This window comes from Streptomyces sp. NPDC059010 (assembly GCF_042740355.1).
In the GTDB taxonomy this organism is placed as follows: Bacteria; Actinomycetota; Actinomycetes; order Streptomycetales; family Streptomycetaceae; genus Streptomyces.
In genome coordinates, this window is record NZ_JBHYJA010000019.1 from 47866 (window position 1) to 67094 (window position 19229).

Genomic DNA, 19229 nt, shown 5'->3' on the forward strand with positions numbered 1-19229 from the left:
CGCCTCCCCCCCCCCCCCCCCCCCCCCAACCCCCCCCCCCGCCCCCCCCCCCCCCCGCCCCCCCGCCCCCCCCCCCCCCCCCGCGGCCGGTCTGCTGGCGTTCATCGTGTACTCGACCTGGCGGGCCTTCGCCAACGCGGACTACTACGCGGCGCCGTACGTCTCCCCGTTCTACTCGCCCTGTCTGGCGGAGAACTGCCAGACCATGCGCGGCGGGCCGAACTGGGACCTCTTCGGGAGCTGGTGGGGCATCTCCCCCGCGATCATCATCCTGATCTTCCCGCTCGGCTTCCGCCTGACCTGCTACTACTACCGCAAGGCCTACTACCGCGGCTTCTGGATGTCGCCCCCGGCCTGCGCGGTGGCGGAGCCGCACGGCAAGTACACCGGTGAGACCCGCTTCCCGCTGATCCTGCAGAACATCCACCGGTACTTCTTCTACGCCGCGATCCCGGTCGCCGGGATCCTGACGTACGACACGGTGCTCGCCTTCCGCGACGAGAACTACGAGTGGGGCCACATGGGCCTCGGCACCCTCGTCTTCCTCGTCAACATCACGCTGATCTGGGCGTACACCCTCTCCTGTCACTCCTGCCGGCACATCGTCGGCGGCAAGCTCAAGCACTTCTCCAAACACCCCGTGCGCTACCGCATGTGGCAGTGGATCGGGAAGCTCAACGCCCGCCACATGCTGCTGGCCTGGGCGTCGCTGGTGAGCGTGGCGCTCGCCGACTTCTACGTCTATCTCGTCGCGTCCGGGGTCTTCGACGATCCGCGCTTCTTCTAAATTGAGTGGGGACTGAACACAGATGTCCGTGGTCGACCGGCAGGAGTGGGACGTCGTCGTGATCGGCGCGGGGGGCGCGGGCCTCCGAGCGGCGATCGAGGCACGTGAGCGAGGCGCTCGTACGGCCGTGATCTGCAAGTCGCTGTTCGGCAAGGCGCACACCGTGATGGCCGAGGGCGGCATCGCCGCGGCCATGGCCAACGCCAACGAGCACGACAACTGGCAGGTCCACTTCCGCGACACGATGCGCGGCGGCAAGTTCCTCAACCAGTGGCGGATGGCCGAGCTGCACGCGCGGGAGGCGCCGGACCGGGTCTGGGAGCTGGAGACCTGGGGCGCGCTCTTCGACCGTACGAAGGACGGCCGTATCTCGCAGCGCAACTTCGGCGGCCACGAGTACCCGCGCCTCGCCCACGTCGGCGACCGCACCGGTCTGGAACTGATCCGCACGCTGCAGCAGAAGATCGTGTCGTTGCAGCAGGAGGACAAGAAGGAGACCGGGGACTACGAGTCCCGGCTGAAGGTCTATCAGGAGTGCACGGTCACGAGGATCTTGAAAGACGGCAGCCGGGTTTCGGGCGTGTTCGCCTACGACCGTGAAACCGGCCGCTTCTTCGTGCTGGAGGCCCCCTCCGTCGTGATCGCGACGGGCGGGATCGGCAAGTCCTTCAAGGTGACGTCGAACTCCTGGGAGTACACGGGCGACGGCCACGCGCTGGCGCTGCTCGCCGGGGCGCCCCTGCTGAACATGGAGTTCGTGCAGTTCCATCCGACGGGCATGGTCTGGCCGCCGTCGGTGAAGGGGATCCTGGTCACGGAGTCGGTGCGTGGCGACGGAGGGGTGCTGCGCAACTCCGAGGGCAAGCGGTTCATGTTCGACTACATCCCCGACGTCTTCAAGGAGAAGTACGCGCAGTCGGAGGAGGAGGGCGACCGCTGGTACGAGGACCCGGACAACAACCGGCGGCCTCCCGAGCTGCTCCCCCGTGACGAGGTGGCACGCGCGATCAACTCCGAGGTGAAGGCGGGCCGCGGCTCCCCGCACGGCGGGGTCTTCCTGGACGTGTCCACCCGGATGCCGGCGGAGGTCATCCGGCGCCGGCTGCCCTCCATGTACCACCAGTTCAAGGAGCTGGCGGACGTGGACATCACGGCGGAGGCGATGGAGGTCGGGCCGACCTGCCACTACGTCATGGGCGGCATCGCGGTCGAGTCCGACACGGCGGCGGCACGCGGGGTGCCCGGCCTGTACGCGGCCGGTGAGGTGGCCGGCGGTATGCACGGCTCGAACCGGCTCGGCGGGAACTCCCTGTCCGACCTGCTGGTGTTCGGGCGCCGGGCGGGCTGGCACGCCGCCGAGCACGCGGCGGCACGGGCCTTCGAACGCCCCGAGGTCAGCGACCTGGAGGTCGACACGGCGGCCGCGGAGGCGCTGCGGCCCTTCTCCGCGGAGGGCCCGGTCGGGGGCGCGGACGACGGGCGCCCGCCGGAGAATCCTTACACCCTCCACCAGGAGCTCCAGCAGACCATGAACGACCTCGTCGGCATCATCCGCCGCGAGGGCGAGATGGAGCAGGCGCTGGAGAAGCTGGCCGAGTTGCGGGTACGGGCGCGCAGGGCCGGCGTCGAGGGCCACCGGCAGTTCAACCCCGGCTGGCACCTCGCGCTCGACCTGCGGAACATGCTGCTGGTCAGCGAGTGCGTGGCCCGGGCGGCGCTGGAGCGCACGGAGTCGCGCGGCGGCCACACCCGCGAGGACCATCCGACGATGGACCGCAAGTGGCGCAACATCAACCTGCTGTGCCACCTGGCCGACCCGACGGGCGGCCTCGCGGCGACGGACCCCGAACGCGGCCAGATCAATCTGATCCGGGAGACCACCGACCCCGTCCGCCAGGACCTGCTGGCTCTCTTCGACAAGGAGGAGCTGGTCAAGTACCTCGCCGAAGAGGAGCTCTACCAGTGAGCAGCAGCTACGAGGCCCGCTTCAAGGTGTGGCGGGGCGATGTGCAGGGCGGCGGCCTGGAGGACTTCGAGGTCGAGGTGAACGAGGGCGAGGTGGTGCTCGACATCATCCACCGCCTCCAGGCCACCCAGGCCCCCGACCTGGCCGTCCGCTGGAACTGCAAGGCGGGCAAGTGCGGTTCGTGCTCGGCGGAGATCAACGGCCGCCCACGGCTGATGTGCATGACGCGGATGTCGGTGTTCACCCGGGAAGAAACGATCACGGTAACGCCGCTGCGGGCGTTCCCGGTGGTCCGCGACCTGGTCACGAACGTCGGCTTCAACTACGAGAAGGCCCGCCAGGTCCCGTCCTTCGTACCGCCGGAGGACCTCGGCCCCGGCGAGTACCGCATGATGCAGGAGGACGTGGACCGGTCGCAGGAGTTCCGCAAGTGCATCGAGTGCTTCCTGTGCCAGGACACCTGCCATGTGGTCCGCGACCACGAGGAGAACAAACCGGCGTTCGCGGGCCCGCGCTTCCTGATGCGGGTCGCGGAACTCGACATGCACCCGCTGGACGCGGCGAGTGAGAGCGGCCTGGACCGCAAGAAGACCGCCCAGGACGAGCACGGCCTCGGCTACTGCAACATCACCAAGTGCTGCACGGAGGTCTGCCCCGAGGGCATCAAGATCACCGACAATGCGCTGATCCCGCTGAAGGAAAGGGCCGTTGACCGCAAGTACGACCCGCTGGTGTGGCTGGGCTCGAAGATCATGAGGCGGTCCTCAGCAGACTGAGCACCTCCTGGAGATTGTGCTCCGCGATGGCCCGCATCGGCTCCGGGTCCGGATAGTCGCCGTCGAGCAGACGGAGCGGACCGGCGACCAGGTCCAGGTGCATGGCCAGGCGGTAGAGGCGCAGCCGGTGGCCGTCGAGGCCGGGGACGCGGAGGGCGTCGTAGTGACGCCCGAAGCGGAGCCGGAGAAAGACGTGCTCGTACTCCACGTCGGCGTACAGCAGGCCTTCGATGTCGATCAGCGCCGGCTGCCCGTCGGAGGTCAGCAGGACGTGGTCCGGGCCGAGTTCACCGTGGACGAGGGTGTGGCGGGCGCGGGGGCGGACCTCGGCGGCCAGCTCCCGCAGCCGGTCGGCCAGCTCTTCGCGTACGGCGCCGATCCGCGGGTCGCGCACGGCAACCGCCTCGATCGAACGCAGGGCGCCCTCGGCGACGCGCCGGGCACACGCACTGTCGTGGGAGGACCCACCGCCGTCGACACGACCGACCTTGCCGAAGCGGGGCCCGGTGACGGCGTGCAGGGTAGCGAGCAGCTCCGCGAACCGCTCCATCACCGGGGCCGCCCCGGACCCAGCCCCCGGATCGCGACTCAGCAACTCCTCCAGGCTCCCGCCGTCCAGATCCTCCACGATCGCCGCATCGGCCGGCAGGTGGGTGTGGCCGGCGTCGGCATACAGGAGACGGGGCGTGCGAACGCCTGCGGCGGCCAGGCGGTCGTGCGCGGCGGTGAACAGGCCGAGGCCGGTGGCGTGGGAGAAGGGGTCGCGTGGGTCGGCGGGGGCGCGTGGGTCGGCGGGGGCGCGGGGGTCGGTGGAGTTGCGGGGGTCGGCGGGATCGCGGGGGCTGCGGGGATCTCGGGCGTCGCTGGGATCGCGGGGATCGCGGGGGCCTGCGTCCCAGTAGTCCTCCTCCGCTGACCAGACGTAGGCGACGGCCGTCGTGCCGTCCTCGAAGGCCAGCCGGTAGACGCCCTTCTTGGTGCCGCCACGTAGACGGGATACGGCGGTGAGGGTGCGGGTGGGGCCGAGGGCGGCGCGGGCGAGGGGGGCCAGGTCGGTGCGGCCGAGGGGCCTGCGGGGGACGGTCACCTGCCGGATCGTCGCAGGCCGGTCGGGTCGCCGCATGTGGTTTTGCGGCCCGCCCGCACGCGGCTTCCGCCGCACCCGTGGCCGTGTGGCCCACCCGCATCCGGACTGTGCCCCCTCCGTATGCGGTTTACGGCAGTCCCGGTGCCCCCGGCGCTGCGCCCCACCCTGGGTGCACCCCGCTCGCGCGTGGGCATTCCTGCTCATACGCTCCGAAATGTGACGTCATCCTTGATCCGGGGCCGGCCGCGGCGTGGGCGCTCGCACATATCGGTGCGGGTGGTGCATGCCCTGGTGGGTGGGCTGGTCGGGGTGGTGTGGCTGGTGTTGCCCTGCCTGACGATCAGCGGTGCGATCGTGGGCGGGGCGGATCGGCCCGTCGCCGGGGCGGAGGGGCAGGGGGAGGTCGGGGAGACGTCCGCCGCCGATCTGGTGCTGCCGATACTGGCCGTCGTCGCGGTGCTGGTGCTCGCGGGGTACGGGTTCCTGCGGCGGAGGCGCCGGGCGCGTGGGCGTACGACGCCGGGCGGTACGCCGGTGCAGGCCGCCGAGCCGGCGGTCGGGGAACTCGACGCGCAGGCGCGGGCCCTGCTGGTCGAGGCCGATGACTGGGTTCGGGTCAGCCGGGAGGAGCTCGGGTTCGTCGAGGGGCGGGTCGCACTCGTCGCCGACCGGCCGGACGCCTCGGTCGGGGCCGGGGACGTCGAGGCGTTCGGGCGGGCTCTGCGGGATGCCGAGGGCGAGCTGGCGGTCGCGTTTCGGATGCGGTGGCAGTACGAGGGCGGGGTTCCCAAAGAGGCGGCGGCTCGGCGGCATGTGCTCGCGGGGATCGTCGGGCGGAGTGCGGAGGCGGGGCGGTTGCTGGATGCGCGGGCCGCCGTGTTCGACCTGGTGCGGGGGCTGGAGGAGGGGCTGGGCGGAGGGCTGGGCGAGGCGTTGGCCGTCGCGGAGGGCCGGTTCCGGGAGCTGACGGGACGTACCGGCGTCGCGGGCGCGACTCTGCGCGAGCTCGGCGGACGCTACGCCCCCTCGGCGAGCGCCCCCGTGGCGGGGCATGTCGAGCAGGCCAAGGACCGGCTGGTGTTCGCCACGACCCGGCTCAACCACGCCCGCCAGAATGCCGACTTGGGTGAGACGGAGCGCGCCGCGGGCCAGTTGCGTGCCGCCGAGGGCGCCATCGCCCAGGCCGCCGTCTTCATCGCCGGCGTCGACCGCCTCGCCGCCGAGCTCGCGAGGGCCGCGGCGATGATTCCGGCCGCGCTGACCGGCGGGGAGGTGGAGATCGCCGGGGCGCGGGAATCACTGGCGGGGACGGGGACCGGAACAGGGACGGGGACGCAGGGCGAGGGCGCGTACCTGGACATCCCTCCCGGCGAGCTGCGCGCCCGTGTCACCCATGCCGACTTCGTGCTGGCCGTCGTACGGGAGGAGCTGGTTTCGGGGCCGTACGACCCCCTCGACGTGCTGCGGCGGATCGTGCGGGGTGTTGTGCCCGTCGTCGCGGGGCGGACCGGCGTCTTCCCGGCCGCCGCGCTGGTGTGCGCGCGCAGTGCGGTCGCCGACGCGGACGACGTCGTCGCGACACACCGGGCCGCGGTGGGCGCCGAGGCCCGCACCCGGCTGGCAGAGGCCCGACGCCTGCTCGCTCCCCCGGCACCGGCGCCGTCCGGGCGGGGCCCGCGCGAGGAGTCGGCCGAACTCGTGGCAGCCGACACCCTGGCCGAACAGGCCCGTGAGCTGGCCGAACAGGACATCCGCGTCCACGGCCACCCGATCGACGGCCCCGGCACGGACACGGACGGCCTCGCGGGAGCGGTCCTGGGCGGAATCCTGCTCGGCGGCACCCCGGACGGAGGACCACCACCCAGCTTCGGAGGCCCGCACTCCCGGGCCCGACGCGGCGGCACGACCGTGGCATGAGCGAACTCGCCCCCGAACGCGCAGCCCAGCCCCTCAGAACAGGCTGAGCAACGCCTCCGCCGGATCCGTCAACCCGTTCTCGCCGTCCGGCAACGGCAGTTCGAACCACACCGTCTTGCCGCGCGGCGTCCGCCGTGAGCCCCACGCGGCGCTCAGCAGGCCGACCAGTTGCAGCCCGCGCCCGCCCTCGTCCGTGTCACGGGCGCGCCGCCGCCGCGGCTGGACCAGTCCGGAGTCCCAGACCTCGCACACGAGCGTGCGGTCCAGCAGCAGCCGGAGTCTGATGTCGCCCTCGCCGTAGCGCAGCGCGTTGGTGACCAGTTCACTGACCAGGAGTTCCGTCGTGTCGACGAGCGGCTCCAGGTCCCAGGACAGCAGCTGGCCACGGGCGTACTCACGGGCCCGGCCCACACTGCGCGGCTCGCGCGGCAGCGTCCAGTCGCCGACCGAGTTCGCGGGCAGGCCCTGGACGCGGGCCATCAGCAGGGCGATGTCGTCCTCGCCGTGGTGGCTGTCGAGGGTGTTGAGGACGTGGTCGCATACGTCCTCCAGGGGGCGCGTGGGGTCGGTGAGCGCGCCCACGAAGGCCTGGAGGCCCTCGTCCAGGGGGTGGTCGCGGGACTCGACCAGTCCATCCGTGTAGAGGGCGAGGAGCGCGCCCTCCGGCAGTTCGACCTCCACCTCCTCGAACGGCTCGCCGCCCACGCCCAGCGGCATCCCGGGCGGCACGTCCAGCATCAGCGCCGCCTCGCCGGGTTCGACCAGGACCGGTGGGAGGTGCCCGGCGTTCGCGAAGGTGCAGCGGCGGGTGACGGAGTCGTAGACCGCGTACACGCAGGTCGCCAGGTAGACCTCGGAGAGGTCCGCCTCGCGGGGGCGGCGGGCCGCGCGGGTGGCCTGCTGGACGCCGCCGGGGGCGCCGAGGCCGCGCGCGATCTCGTCCAGCGCCGAGAGGACCTCGGCCGGTTCGAGATCCAACAGCGCCAGCGTCCGTACGGCGGAACGCAGTTCGCCCATCGCGACGGCCGCGCGCAGACCCCGGCCCATCACATCGCCCACGACCAACGCCGTGCGGTGCCCGGGGAGTTCGATCACGTCGAACCAGTCGCCGCCCACCTCGCTCGGACGGTCCGACGAGGCGTTGCCGGGCAGATAGCGGCACGCGATGTCCAGGCCGGACGCCACCGGGTCGCCGGGCGGCAGCAGGGACCGCTGCAGTATCAGCGCGCGCTCGTGCTCACGGCGGTACAGCCGGGCGTTGTCGATGCAGACCGCGGCACGTGCGGCGAGTTCGACCGCCAGGTCCCGGTCCCGGTCCCCGAACGGCTCGCTGCCCTTCGTCCGCGCGAACTGCGCCAGTCCTACGACCGTGTCGTGGGCGACCATCGGCACCGCGAGCGTGGACTGCACGAGGCCGCCCTCCTCGCCGGGCACATGCTGCGGCTTGGCGGTGCGCAGGGCGTCCGCGCCGGGCGAGTTGAAGGGGTAGTGGTGGACGGCGCCGACCGCGACGGGCGCGACCGGGGCGCCGCCGCCGATGAACGGCACGTCGGAGACCGCGCTGGCGAAGGCGACGCGGCGCAGCTCGGCGCTGCCGTCGGCGAGCCCGGGCGGGGTCTCGTCGCCGGCCAGCAAGCCCTGGTAGAGGTCGACCGTGGCCAGGTCGCAGAAGCCGGGGACGACGACGTCGAGGAGTTCGCGGGCCGTCGTCTCCAGGTCGAGGGAGTTGCCGATCCGGGCACCGGCCTCGTTCAGCAGGGCGAGATTGCGCCGGGCGGCGGCCGCCTCGCGGGCGGCGGCGCGCCGGGCGGTGATGTCGGTTCCGAGCCAGGCGATGCCGATGGGCCGCCCGCTGCCGCTGCGCACCCGGTAGAGGTTGACGGACCAGTGGCGACGCTCGTCGGAACCCGGCAGAAAGCCTGTGACGTGCATGTCCGTGATGGAGTCGCCGCTTTCCAGGACCCGGCGCAGGGTGGCCGCGACCCGGTCGGCCTCGGGCCGGGGCAGATAGTCGTGGACCTCGCGGCCGCGGTGGTCGTCCGGATCCCCGCCGAAGAGGGAGGCGAACCGGTGGTTGACCCGACGGACCTTCAGTTCGGGGTCGATCAGCACGAATCCGAAGGGAGATTGACCGAAAATCGCCTGAGAGGCGGCGAGGTCGGTCTCCATACGGCGCAGTGTGCGGACGTCCACGACGATGCAGACGGCGGCTCTCTCGCCCTCCTCCGTCCGCGTCGGCATGACGTACACCTCGGCGAGCCCGTCCCTGCCGTGCCCTCCGTCGCCGTCGTCCGGCATCCGGAACGGCACTACACCGGTCCACTCCCGCCCGTCCAGGATCTCGGCCATCTTGCGCTGGCCCTGCTCGTGCAGGTCGGGGTCGATGAACGCCGCTATCGGGTCCATGCCGACGGCCCGCTCGGCCGGGATGCCGAAGACCTGCTCGGCGCGCAGGCTCCACTGCTCGACCAGGCCGTCGGGGCCGATGGAGAAGGAGGCGACCTTGATGTAGTCGTAGATCGAGCCGGGCGGGCTGCTCTGCCAGATGGGGTCGCCGGGGCGGATGTCGTCGTCGGGACCGAAGCCGGGGTTGCCGACGGTGGCGGCGGATGTGGCAGATGTGCCGTGGGAGGCCTGTGTGTCGTGGGCCGCCCGCTCTCCCGCGGCCCTGGTCCTCGCGCCGCCCGACGGGTCCTCGGACTCCGTGGCCTTCGCTGGTATCTCGCTCACGCGAACCGTCCCCTCCAGCTCACCGCGTCCGGCACCGGTCACCGGCGGCGGCTGCCCGCAGTATCCAGCACTACGGCCCCGCACAACACGGTGTTCACGATCACAGCACGTTCCCGATGGTTTTCGGTCCGGGACGCAGAAACACTTCCAGTCTTCTAACCAGCGGACACGCAGTCGAATCACGCGATTGGACACCTGCCACTGGCCTGAACCATTCGCTCGACAGGGTGGAGTGGGACGTACAGCGCCATGGACGCCTACTGACGGGTTGTACAGAAACCGGGAGCCGCCGAGGTCACTCCGGCACCGCGAGCTCGAACCACACCGTCTTGCCCGTGTTGCGGCCCGGCCGGGTTCCCCATCGGCGTGAGGAATGCGCCACGAGCTGAAGTCCGCGGCCGCTCTCGTCCTCGGGGTGGGCGGTGCGTTCGCGGGGCGGGTCGGGGAGCGGGTCGGAGACCTCGACCAGGAGGACGTCTTCGAGGTCGCCGGGTCGGACCAGGCGTACACCGATGGGGCCGGTGGCGTGCCGGAGGGAGTTGGTCACCAGTTCGCTGACCAGCAGCGCCGCGATGTCGGCGAGGCTGTCGAGGCCCCAGGCGCGCAGGCGTTCACGGACGGCGCTGCGCGCGGCGCGCACCGCGCCGGGCTCTGCGGGAAAGCTCCACTCGGCGCAGTCGCCTTCGGTGTCGATCACGCCGATCACTTCCCAGGCCAGCAGGTCCGCCCATGTCCGGTTTCGTGGGGTTAATAGCCACATACCCGATATTCAGGGGGCGGTACCGCACAGAAGGGGCGGGCCACCGGGATGTTTCAACGCCGGCCGGCGCACCTCACAACCATCGCGCCGCCTCGCGCACCGCCGGCACGTCCTGGTCCAGCCAGTCCACGTCCCACAGTTCCCCCGGGTTCAGCCAGCGCAGCGCGTCATGGTCCTGGAGCGGCTTGGGCTCCCCGGTGCCGGGGAGGAGACGCGCGGTCCACACCTGGAGGACGTAAGGGGGCCTCAGTGGCCACTCCCCCGGCACCCGCTCGACGACCTCGGCGTCCACGCCGAGCTCCTCCCGCAGTTCGCGCACGAGCGCCGCCTCGGGTGTCTCCCCGGGCTCGACCTTTCCTCCGGGCAACTCCCAGCGCCCGGCCAGCTCCTCGGGGGCACTGCGACGTGCCGCGAGCAGGCGGCCCTCGTCCAGCAGCGCGGCACCGACCACGATCCGTTCCGTCATGCGCCGGAGCCTACGGGAGCGCGGCCCTGCGCGAAGATGCGTCGGCTGTCGGCCCCGCCCTGCTCAGCTGTTGGCGCCACCTGGTCAGTTGTCGGCGCCGTCCCCGTCAGTTGTCGGGGCTGTTCCCGTTCTGCGCGATCCGCTCGACCCAGTACAGCTGCTTGTGGCCCCGGTTATCCAGGCTGTCCGCGATCTTCTGGGCCTCCGACCGTGTCGCGTACCGGCCCACGCGGTAGCGATTGCCGTTGTCGTCCTGCCGGACGACGAGCCAAGGAAGAGTGATCGTGCTGTCGTTCATCGCGCCCCACCGCTCCTTCCCGCCCACGACCGCACGAGCCCCTCCTCCAGCCTTCGGCCGGGGGGAACCCCATCTCGCTTCGCTCGCGGCCTGTGCCGTGCCCCGCCCGCTAAGGAAACCGCAATCCGCATATGCCCGAGCCTACGCCTAACCTTTACGCAGCGAATACGGCTTTTCACAAAGAGGTACGCAACCAGCCAAGTCGCAGGGGGCGCACGGCATCGAATGCGCCGTGCGGGGATGTCGATGCATCCGGTCACGGGCATACCGGGGACGCGCGCTACGACCTGCGAGAACGGCCAGATTCCAACGGCCGGGGAAGGGACGGGAGTTGGGGTTCCTGCGGAGGCAACTGCCGGGACGGTGTGCGCTACTTCACGGGGAGGTGGTACGCGATGCGGTAGCGGTCCGCCGGGACCACCACGTCCGCCGTCTCCACGGGGCGGCCGGACGCGAAGTAGGTGCGCTGGATGACGAGGACGACATGGCCGGGGACGCCGCCGAGTGCGAGCAACTCCTCCGCCAGGCCGGGGCGCGCGCCGACCTCCTCCGTCATGTTGTCCACGACGACGTCGATGGCCGCCATGCGCTCGACGACGCCCATGCCGCCGAGCGGGCCCTCCTCGGGCAGCATCACGGGCGTACGGCCGGTGACGGCGAGGGGTTCCCAGGAGGTGGACAGCATCATCGTCTCGCCGGCGTCCCGGAAGACGTACCGCGTGCACATGACGCGGTCGCCGGGCCGGATGGCGAGCCGCTCGGCGACCGCGACACTGGCCTCGGCCTGCTCACTGCTGGACTCCCAGGTGCCGCGGGTCTCGCCCTCGGCCTGCTCCTGGCGGAAGGGCGTGGCGCCGCTCGGCGGGCGGAAGCCGGAGCGGGAGACACGGCGGGGCACGGGGCGCTCGCGGACATACGTCCCGGAACCGGAGCGGCCCTCGACCAGGCCCTCGGCCATCAGGACCTTGCGCGCCTCCAGCGCGACGGTGTCCGAGACGCCGTACTCCTCGCGGATCCTGGCCTGGGACGGGAGCCGGGTGTGCGGTGGCAGCGAACCGTCGACGATCTTCTTGCGGAGATCACCCGCGACGCGCAGGTACGCCGGCTGCTCACCGAAAGTCACTGGCCGCTCCCATCAGGTTGTACAGACAGCAACAGCGTGGCAACCCTGGGTTGTCCCATGCAAGCAAAGGCCAGAGAATCACTCGATGTGATGACATGCGGCCCCGGGGGGCTTTACGCAGGCACTTTCTCCCCGCTATGGCCGCGCCCACACATCGGGTCACGCATTCAGGCCGCCGCGCTGCCGCCGCCGTCCGCGCCCTCGGAGTCGTCCTCGTACGTCGGGTAGGTGGTGTCCAGGCCCAAAGCCTTGCGTGCGGTGACGGTCGTGCGGCCGTCCACGTACGCGTACGCCTCGTCGTAGTGCTCGTAGTAGTCGTCCGCGTAGGGGGACTTGGCCGCCGCCGTCCACTCCCTGCTCGCGTCCCGCATCTCCTCGACCAGATCGGCGACCGGCTTGCCGGCCCCGGCGGGCCAGGTGCGCCCGCTCAGCGCCTTCGCCTGTGCTCCGGTCACGTCCGCGACCTCGCCGGCCCACGTCTGGTTGGCGAGCAGGTCGTCCTCGGCGTAGTCGTCGGGCTCCCCGTCGAGCGCGTCGTCGACCGCCCGCATCGCCCGCAGGAAGGCGACCTGGTCCGCGTCGAGCGTCGTCGCGTCGTTGCGCAGCGAACCGGTCAGCCGGCCGTTCTCCTCGGTGCTGCCGAACAGGCAGGTGATCTCATGGTCGCCGAAGCGCCAGCTCCGCCGGGACGGGATGAAGTAGTACACGTCCGCGTCGTCCGGTACGGCCCAGCCGTCCATGGCGTAGGTGTCCTGGAGGGCGTAGCACTTGTCGTCGGCGATGCGGGTGACCTCGTCGTCGCCCGGGAAGGCGCCGCCGGGCAGCTTGACCACCGCGAAGACCTCGCCGTCATGCCGGCCGGAGCAGGGCACCTCGTCGATGTCGTACGCCTCCCCCTCCAGGTTGCCGGTCGGCGAGTCGAAGCAGTCGCCCTTGGCCAGTGCGTAGGGGGTCCCCTCGCCGTTCGCGGCGTCCTTGAAGCCGCCCCAGACATCGGCGGCGGCGCCCGTGGACAGCGCCAGCACCCACAGCGCGAGCCCGATGGAGGACAGCACGGAACCGGCGACCGCCATCCCCTTGCCCCGCTCACCCCGCTTCCTGATCTGCAGCAGCGCGATGACCCCCAGCACCAGACCCACGGCGGGCAGGAAGCAGAGCACACCGAGGACCAGCGCGCCGATGGCCGCACCGTTGACCGGGGTCTGACGGCCGTAGGAGCCATAAGGGCCGTACGGCGCGTAGGGGTTGTAGGCGTACGGCGCCTGGCTGCCGGGTCCGCCGTGGGGGTACTGCCCCTGGGGCTGCTGGGGGCCGGGAGGCGGAGGTATGGACACGGGTACCGTGCTCCTGGTTCGGGCGGCGGGGCCGGGGCTGGGAACGGGCGTACGAATGGCGGAATGGTACGCATGAGGCGAGGGGGATGCCATGGGGGTCACGAACGCGACGATCCGGGCGGTGAACCGGTTGACGGCCCGGTGGGCGGGGGCCCCGGGAGCCGCTGAGGGCGGGACGGTCCTCTCGGCGGCGGGGGTTTGGCCGCTGCTGGCGTTTCTGGCCGACGGGGCGGGTGGCACGGCCCGGGAGGAGCTGGCCGACGCGGTGGGACTGCCGGCGGACGAGGCGGCGGGCAGGGCGCGGGAGTTGCTGGGCGTGATGAACGCGATGCCGGGGCTGGACTCGGCGCTCGGGCTGTGGACGAAGCAGACGCTGGAGTTGCGGGAGCAGTGGGAGGCGGGGCTCCCGGCGGCGGCTCACGGGGTGCTCACCGGGGACGAACCGGCCGACAAGGCCGCGCTGGACGCCTGGGCGGCCAAGCGGACGGGTGGGCTGATCGAGGAGATGCCCGTCCTGCTGGACGAGGACACCGCGCTGGTGCTGGCGAATGCGCTGGCGTTGCGGACGGAGTGGCTGCGGCCCTTCCGGGACGGGCCGATCTCGCCGGAGGACGGGCCGTGGAGCGACCGGACGCTGCACGGACTCCGCCGGCGGAGCACGCTGCTGGACCGGGTCGGCGTCGCGGACACGCCGACCGGTCATGTCACCGAGCTGAAGGTGCTGGGCGACAACGCCGTCGACGTCCATCTGCTGCTGGGCGAGGAGGGGATGCCGGCGGGGCGGGTGCTGGGTGCCGGGGTGGACATCCTGGCGCGCAGGTGCCCCGTGGTGCCGGGACCGCACCTTCCCTACGGGCGGGTGGGGCCGGGCCTGCGGGTCGTGAAGGAGCGCTCTGCCCGGCCCGTACCGCCGACGCTGGACGTCCGGACCGTGGCGTTCGACATGAACGCGCACCACGACCTGCTGGAGCTCCACGACGTCTTCGGCCTCACCACGGCGAGGGACAGGACCCGCGGGCACTTCCCCCGCATCAGCGACTTCCCGCTGGCCATCGGGTCGGCCCAGCAGGCCGCGATGGCGAGGTTCGGGCGGCTCGGCTTTCGGGCGGCGGCGGTGACGGCCATCGCTCTCGCGCCGGGCGGCCCGCCCCGGCTCGGCTGGGTGACCACCTCCGTAAAAGCCACCTTCGACCGCCCCTTCGGCTTCCTCGCCCTGCATCGCCACTCGCGGCTCGTCCTCGCGGCGGGCTGGGTCACGGACCCGGCGCCCTACCGCGAGGACGAGAGGGACTGAGGTCGGACTACGGACCCGGGGCTAGAACTGCAGCGCCCAGGCGTCGATCCGGCCGGTGTCCAGGTTCGCGTTGTCGCTCACGCGGAGTTTCCAGGTGCCGTTGGCGGCCTCCGAGGAGGCGTTCGCCGTGTAGGTGGTGTTGATGTTGTCCGAGCTGCCGCCCGAGCCGTACGACTTGAGGGTGTAGGCCGTGCCGTCGGGGGCGATCAGCTGGACCTGGAGGTCGCCGATGTAGGTGTGGACGATGTGGACCTCGACGGCGAGGGCCGAGGGGGCGTTGCCGGAGACGCCGGAGACCGTCACCGGGGACTCGACCGTGGAGTTGTCGCTGATCGCGTAGTCACCGGTGTTCTCGAAGCGCGGGCCGGGCGGGGTCGTCGTGCCGCCGCCGACGTAGAGAAGGCGGTTGGGCGAGCCGGAGCCGGGGCTGGTGACGACGCCGGTCGTGGCGGCGGACGTCAGGGCCGAGGAGACCTGGGCCGGGGTGGACGTGGGGTGGTCGGCGAGGTAGAGCGCCGCCGCGCCCGTGACGTGCGGGGTCGCCATCGACGTACCGGAGATGGTGTTGGTCGCCGAGTCGCCGGAGTTCCAGGCCGAGGTGATGGAGGAGCCCGGCGCGAAGAGGTCGAGGACCGAGCCGTAGTTGGAGTAGCTCGCCTTGGCGTCCGACGAGGTCGTGGCGCCGACCGTGATCGCCTCCGTCACGCGCGCGGGGGACCTGGTGGAGGCGTTGGTCGACTCGTTGCCGGCCGCCACGGCGAAGGTGACGCCGGAGGCGATGGCGTTGCGTACGGCCGTGTCGAGGGCGGTGTCGGCGCCGCCGCCGAGGGACATGTTGGCGACGGCCGGCTTGACCGCGTTCTGGGCGACCCAGTCGATACCGGCGACGACCTGGGCGGTCGTACCGGAGCCGGAGTTGTCCAGCACCCGGACGCCGACGATCTTGGCCTTCTTGGCGACGCCGTAGGCGTTGCCCGCGACCGTGCCCGCGACATGGGTGCCGTGGCCGTGGCCGTCCTGGGCGGTGTTGTCGTCGTCGATGGCGTCGTAGCCGTAGGAGGCACGGCCGCCGAAGTCGCTGTGGGTGATGCGGACGCCGGTGTCGATGACGTACGCCGTCACGCCCTGACCGGCCGAGTCCGGGTAGGTGTAGGAGCTGTTGAGCGGGAGGGCCTTCTGGTCGATGCGGTCCAGGCCCCAGGAGGGCGGGTTGGCCTGGGTGCCGCTGACGGTGAAGGTGCGGTTCTGGACGACGGAGGCGACCGCCGGGTCGGCGGCGAGCCGCTTCGCCTCGGTCGCCGAGGCCTCGATCGCGTAGCCGTTCAGGGCCTTTTTGTACGTCCGCTCGATGTCGGCGCCGTACTTCTCGACCAGGGCCCGGCCCGCCTTGGAGCCCGAACGGGCGTGGTCCGCCCTCAGGGTCACGAGGTAGCTGTCGGCGACGGCACCCGCCGCGCCCTCGTACTGGATGCGGCCCTCGGGTGCGGCCGCGGCGGGGAGAGCGCAGACCAGGCCCGCGACCAGCGCCGCGGTGGCCGTCGCACTGAGCGCGGCGAGTCTTCGCCGGGTGTCTCTTCGGGAGTTGCGCGTCACTGCCATCTGAGGGGTCCTCCTCAATCGGTGGTGCGCTGGTGGGGATGCACGGGTGCGGACGGAACCAGGGAGCGGGCAGGAACATGTCAACTGCCTGTGTCGCACCTGTGCGCCAGCCGAAAGATTGAGGCCTCCACAGGAATTGCACAAGGGCTCTGCACAGAAAGAAGGGGGCGCCGTCGGCGCCCCCTTACCTCTCGTCCGCTCGCTACCAGATGCGCTTGGGGTCGCAGTGGCGCTTGTAGTGGCCCTGCGGGACGGGGACGTTGCGCTCGGCGTCGTGGATGGCGGCCTCCTTGCTGTTGCCGCTGCCGGTGCCCCGGTCGACGCCGACGACGTTGTTGTCGCTGATGCGGACGATATGGCACTGGACCGTGGCGTGCCAGGTCCGCTGGATCGTGATGCCGCTCTCCGGAGCGGCGGGGCGGGTGGTGTCGGCGGACGCGACCGGCGCCGCGAGGCCGCCCAGCGCGACGGCCAGCGCGCCGACGGTGAGCGCGGTACGGAGCTTCCTCATGGACTTTCCTCGCTTCGTCGTGGGTGTGGGTTGCGAGTGCGTGCCGCGGCGCCTACGACCCTCGCACCCGCCGCCCGCCCCACGCAGCGTCCGGCCGGGGAGTTGGCAGTCCGGTGTCAGTCGGCAGTCCGGAGGCTGCCATGGACAACCGGTCTGAACCGTCCCGGCGCCCGCCGCTACGTACAAGGCGTACCGACAGCGGTCATGGAGGAGAACACATGGCGTACGACACGGCCCGTCCCCCCCTCGTGGGGCGACGCGACAACCCCTCGCTGGCGACGGTGGTGGGCACCGAACTGGCTCGCAACAAGCGGGGGTTCGTCCCCTGGTACCACCTGCTCGCGCCCGTCGTCATCACGGTCCCGCTCTTCCTCGGCGCCCTCGGCTCCTCCGAGGCGAAGGCCGGCCAGACCTTCGAGGTGTTCCGCAATGTGACGCTGGAGTTCTGGGGCGTGCTGGTGCCGATGACGGCGGGGCTCGCGGCGGCGCTGACGGTCCGCGCGGATCAGGACGCCTGGCGGCTGCTGCTGTCGTACGGCGTTCCGCGCCGGCGTTACTTCATCGGCAAGGTGGCCGCCCTGGGGGTCCTCGGGTTCGTGTCGTCCACCGTGCTGCTGGTGATGCTCTCGCTGGGCGCGGTGATCAGCGGGAAGTTCCCCGAGGCGATGGGGACGGTGGCCGCGGCGGTCTATCTGCCCTGGCTGGTGGGGTTGTCCATGACCGCGATGGCCGTGCTGGTGGCCGTGATGTGGGGCACCGGGCCCAGCATCGGGGTGGGGGTCGCGGGGCTGCTGTGCGGGGCGCTCGTCTCGGACAAGGTCTTCTGGTTCCTCGTGCCGTTCTCCTGGCCCATGCGGGTCGTGCTGCCGCTGGCCGGGATCGGGCCCAACGGGGTACCCCTGCCCGACGACAGCCCCGTGACCGATCCGTCGGCGATCCCGCTCGCCGTGGGCCTCGCCGTCGTCCTGACCGGGCTGCTGCTGCTCGCCGGCAGCGCGCACATGAGCCGTAAGGAGATCTGACATGACCGTGAACCCGGCGGCCCCCGCGCTGGCCATCCAGCAGCTGCACAAGCACTACGGCGCCCATCGCGCCCTCGACGGCGTGGATCTCACCGTGCGACAGGGCGAGGTCTACGGACTGCTCGGGCCGAACGGCGCCGGCAAGACGACCCTGATGAAGGCGCTGCTGGGGCTGCAACGGCCCACGTCGGGCCGTATCGAGCTGTTCGGCGGCCCGGTCGGGCGGGAGTCGCTGGCCGAGGTCGGCGCCCTGATCGAGGTACCCGGGCTGTGGCCGACGCTGACCGGGCAGGAGACGCTGAAGGTGCACGCCGCGCTGCGCTGTGTGCCCGAGGAGTGGATCGAGCCGGCGCTGGAGCTGGTCAAGATGACCGAGGCGCGCGACCGGCGGGTCGGCGCCTACTCCCTCGGTATGCGCTGGCGGCTGGGCATCGCCGTCGCGCTGCTGGCCCGGCCGCGGCTGATCGTCCTCGACGAGCCCACCAACGGGCTCGATCCCGTCGGCATCCGGGAGATGCGCGGAATCATCCGCTCGCTGGCCGACGAGGGCGTGGCGGTGCTGATCGCCAGCCACCAGCTCGCGGAGGTCGCCCAGGTCTGCGACCGGGTGCACGTGCTGGTGGCCGGGCGGACCCGGTACGAGGGCGCGCTGGCCGGGCTCGCCGTCGACGGTGACCTGGAGGCCGGGTTCTTCCGGCTGCTGGAGACCGCCGAGGCGGGCGTGCGCTGAGGGCGCCCCGCGGATCAGGAGGCGTGCTTCGGGCGCGTCCTGTCGTCATCGGCCCGGGGACGCAGGGGGGTCGCCCCGGCGGAGGCCAGCGACACCAGCTCGGTGCGGCCCCGCACTCCGAACTCGTCGTAGAGCCTGCGGATACGGCGGTACATGGACCGCTCGGAACAGTAGTGGCGGCGCGCGATCTCGGAGACCGTCATGGACGTACACAACTCCCGGACCAGCTCCCGCTCGTCCCGGCGCAGTTCGGGAACGGCCGGGAGCGCGGGGCGTGCGGGCCGCGGGTGCCGCCGGGGCCCCTGCGCCTCGGCCTCCTCGGCGTGCGCGGCGGCATGGGCGGACAGCTGTGCGTGCACCATGCCGATCTGGCTCTCGCCCGCGATGGCCAGGTTGAACACGAAGTTGGCCCCGGACCGGATCGCGTAGTAGGTGTGATGGCCCGAGACGTCGTTGGTGACGGCGATGAGCAGGGCGAGCGGATGCCGTACCCGTATCGTGCGCAGCTCCTCGGCCTGGAACTCGCTGTTGACCGGGAGCAGCACCGCAGCGTCGAGCGCGGCACCGTCGGACGCCGCCAGGTCCTCGTCGTCGACGAAGGCGACGTGGTCGAGGCTGCGGCGGAGTGTGTCGAGCGGTGAGTCGGTCGGATGGGTCGGGTCGAAGTGGCTCTTGAGGCCGGAGTGGACCAGCACGTGAGCATGCTGAGACTGGTGCACAGCGAATCTTTCCCCCGTGTGTCGTGAATCCCTTTGTCGTCGCAGGACGCCGTCGGAAGGATGCCGCCGTCGGACCCGGGCGGCCGGCCACGCGTGGTCAGTGCGGGCCG

General features: G+C 71.7%; 16 protein-coding genes and 1 pseudogene. 7 read left to right on the forward strand and 10 right to left on the reverse strand.

Translation table 11 applies throughout. The features are described 5' to 3' along the window. Positions 1-76: 76 nt before the first annotated feature. From ACFWYS_RS21830 to ACFWYS_RS21840, 3 genes and pseudogenes are all read left to right on the forward strand, one after another. Positions 77-787, forward strand: a pseudogene (locus tag ACFWYS_RS21830) (hypothetical protein); the annotation flags it as partial. 22 nt (positions 788-809) lie between these two features. After that, entirely contained in the window at positions 810-2753 is a 1944-nt protein-coding gene (locus tag ACFWYS_RS21835; RefSeq protein WP_384771323.1) for a fumarate reductase/succinate dehydrogenase flavoprotein subunit, read from the forward strand. Then, entirely contained in the window at positions 2750-3529 is a 780-nt protein-coding gene (locus ACFWYS_RS21840) for a succinate dehydrogenase/fumarate reductase iron-sulfur subunit (RefSeq protein ID WP_384771325.1), read from the forward strand. The genes ACFWYS_RS21835 and ACFWYS_RS21840 overlap by 4 nt, the downstream gene beginning before the upstream one ends. On the opposite strand, the gene ACFWYS_RS21845 is transcribed toward ACFWYS_RS21840, so the two are convergent. Then, the gene (locus tag ACFWYS_RS21845) at positions 3504-4616 is read right to left on the reverse strand and encodes a phosphotransferase (RefSeq protein WP_384771328.1); all 1113 of its coding nucleotides are present in this window, start codon (positions 4614-4616) and stop codon (positions 3504-3506) included. The two genes, ACFWYS_RS21840 and ACFWYS_RS21845, sit on opposite strands and share 26 nt — an antisense overlap. Before the next feature lie 216 nt (positions 4617-4832). Here ACFWYS_RS21845 and ACFWYS_RS21850 point away from each other — a divergent pair, with 216 nt between their 5' ends. Continuing rightward, a complete protein-coding gene (locus tag ACFWYS_RS21850) occupies positions 4833-6533 on the forward strand; it encodes a hypothetical protein (RefSeq protein ID WP_384771330.1) in 1701 nt (566 codons plus the stop codon). A 33-nt stretch (positions 6534-6566) separates the two neighbouring features. On the opposite strand, the gene ACFWYS_RS21855 is transcribed toward ACFWYS_RS21850, so the two are convergent. The 6 genes from ACFWYS_RS21855 to ACFWYS_RS21880 form a co-directional block, all read right to left on the reverse strand. Then, positions 6567-9263, reverse strand: a complete 2697-nt coding sequence (locus tag ACFWYS_RS21855; protein WP_384771333.1) for a SpoIIE family protein phosphatase — start codon at positions 9261-9263, stop codon at positions 6567-6569. A 295-nt stretch (positions 9264-9558) separates the two neighbouring features. Next, entirely contained in the window at positions 9559-10023 is a 465-nt protein-coding gene (locus ACFWYS_RS21860) for an ATP-binding protein (protein ID WP_384771335.1), read from the reverse strand. A 73-nt stretch (positions 10024-10096) separates the two neighbouring features. Continuing rightward, complete coding sequence (locus ACFWYS_RS21865; RefSeq protein WP_384771338.1) at positions 10097-10489, reverse strand: (deoxy)nucleoside triphosphate pyrophosphohydrolase; 393 nt, start codon at positions 10487-10489, stop codon at positions 10097-10099. 106 nt (positions 10490-10595) lie between these two features. After that, a complete protein-coding gene (locus ACFWYS_RS21870) occupies positions 10596-10787 on the reverse strand; it encodes an SPOR domain-containing protein (protein ID WP_384771341.1) in 192 nt (63 codons plus the stop codon). 370 nt (positions 10788-11157) lie between these two features. Further along, positions 11158-11910, reverse strand: a complete 753-nt coding sequence (locus ACFWYS_RS21875) for a GntR family transcriptional regulator (RefSeq protein WP_384771343.1) — start codon at positions 11908-11910, stop codon at positions 11158-11160. Positions 11911-12077: 167 nt separating this feature from the next. Next, positions 12078-13244 (reverse strand): DUF4190 domain-containing protein, encoded by a 1167-nt coding sequence (locus ACFWYS_RS21880; RefSeq protein ID WP_384771346.1) that lies wholly within the window; start codon positions 13242-13244, stop codon positions 12078-12080. A 91-nt stretch (positions 13245-13335) separates the two neighbouring features. Between ACFWYS_RS21880 and ACFWYS_RS21885 the strand changes: the two genes are divergently transcribed. Next, positions 13336-14538 carry a serpin family protein gene (locus tag ACFWYS_RS21885; RefSeq protein ID WP_384771349.1) on the forward strand — a complete coding sequence of 401 codons (1203 nt, stop codon included), beginning with the start codon at positions 13336-13338 and terminating at the stop codon, positions 14536-14538. Between the two features lie 21 nt (positions 14539-14559). On the opposite strand, the gene ACFWYS_RS21890 is transcribed toward ACFWYS_RS21885, so the two are convergent. Together ACFWYS_RS21890 and ACFWYS_RS21895 are read right to left on the reverse strand one after the other, a co-directional pair. Then, positions 14560-16137, reverse strand: coding sequence for a S8 family peptidase (locus ACFWYS_RS21890; protein ID WP_384771352.1), 1578 nt, complete (start codon positions 16135-16137; stop codon positions 14560-14562). Between the two features lie 202 nt (positions 16138-16339). Then, positions 16340-16648, reverse strand: coding sequence for a hypothetical protein (locus ACFWYS_RS21895; RefSeq protein ID WP_384771354.1), 309 nt, complete (start codon positions 16646-16648; stop codon positions 16340-16342). A gap of 218 nt (positions 16649-16866) precedes the next feature. Between ACFWYS_RS21895 and ACFWYS_RS21900 the strand changes: the two genes are divergently transcribed. Next, complete coding sequence (locus tag ACFWYS_RS21900; protein WP_384771357.1) at positions 16867-17670, forward strand: ABC transporter permease; 804 nt, start codon at positions 16867-16869, stop codon at positions 17668-17670. Between the two features lies 1 nt (position 17671). After that, positions 17672-18400 (forward strand): ABC transporter ATP-binding protein, encoded by a 729-nt coding sequence (locus tag ACFWYS_RS21905; RefSeq protein WP_384771360.1) that lies wholly within the window; start codon positions 17672-17674, stop codon positions 18398-18400. 14 nt (positions 18401-18414) lie between these two features. Here ACFWYS_RS21905 and ACFWYS_RS21910 read toward each other — a convergent pair whose 3' ends face one another. Continuing rightward, positions 18415-19095, reverse strand: a complete 681-nt coding sequence (locus tag ACFWYS_RS21910) for a DNA-binding response regulator (RefSeq protein WP_384771363.1) — start codon at positions 19093-19095, stop codon at positions 18415-18417. Between the last annotated feature and the right edge of the window lie 134 nt (positions 19096-19229).

Bases quoted from the DNA above. Each gene is read 5' to 3' on its own strand.
- ACFWYS_RS21835 (WP_384771323.1), top strand. From the start codon at position 810: ATGTCCGTGGTCGACCGGCAGGAGTGGGACGTCGTCGTGATCGGCGCG.
- ACFWYS_RS21860 (WP_384771335.1), bottom strand. From the start codon at position 10,023: ATGTGGCTATTAACCCCACGAAACCGGACATGGGCGGACCTGCTGGCC.
- ACFWYS_RS21865 (WP_384771338.1), bottom strand. From the start codon at position 10,489: ATGACGGAACGGATCGTGGTCGGTGCCGCGCTGCTGGACGAGGGCCGC.
- ACFWYS_RS21870 (WP_384771341.1), bottom strand. From the start codon at position 10,787: ATGAACGACAGCACGATCACTCTTCCTTGGCTCGTCGTCCGGCAGGAC.
- ACFWYS_RS21885 (WP_384771349.1), top strand. From the start codon at position 13,336: ATGGGGGTCACGAACGCGACGATCCGGGCGGTGAACCGGTTGACGGCC.
- ACFWYS_RS21890 (WP_384771352.1), bottom strand. From the start codon at position 16,137: ATGGCAGTGACGCGCAACTCCCGAAGAGACACCCGGCGAAGACTCGCC.
- ACFWYS_RS21895 (WP_384771354.1), bottom strand. From the start codon at position 16,648: ATGAGGAAGCTCCGTACCGCGCTCACCGTCGGCGCGCTGGCCGTCGCG.
- ACFWYS_RS21900 (WP_384771357.1), top strand. From the start codon at position 16,867: ATGGCGTACGACACGGCCCGTCCCCCCCTCGTGGGGCGACGCGACAAC.
- ACFWYS_RS21905 (WP_384771360.1), top strand. From the start codon at position 17,672: ATGACCGTGAACCCGGCGGCCCCCGCGCTGGCCATCCAGCAGCTGCAC.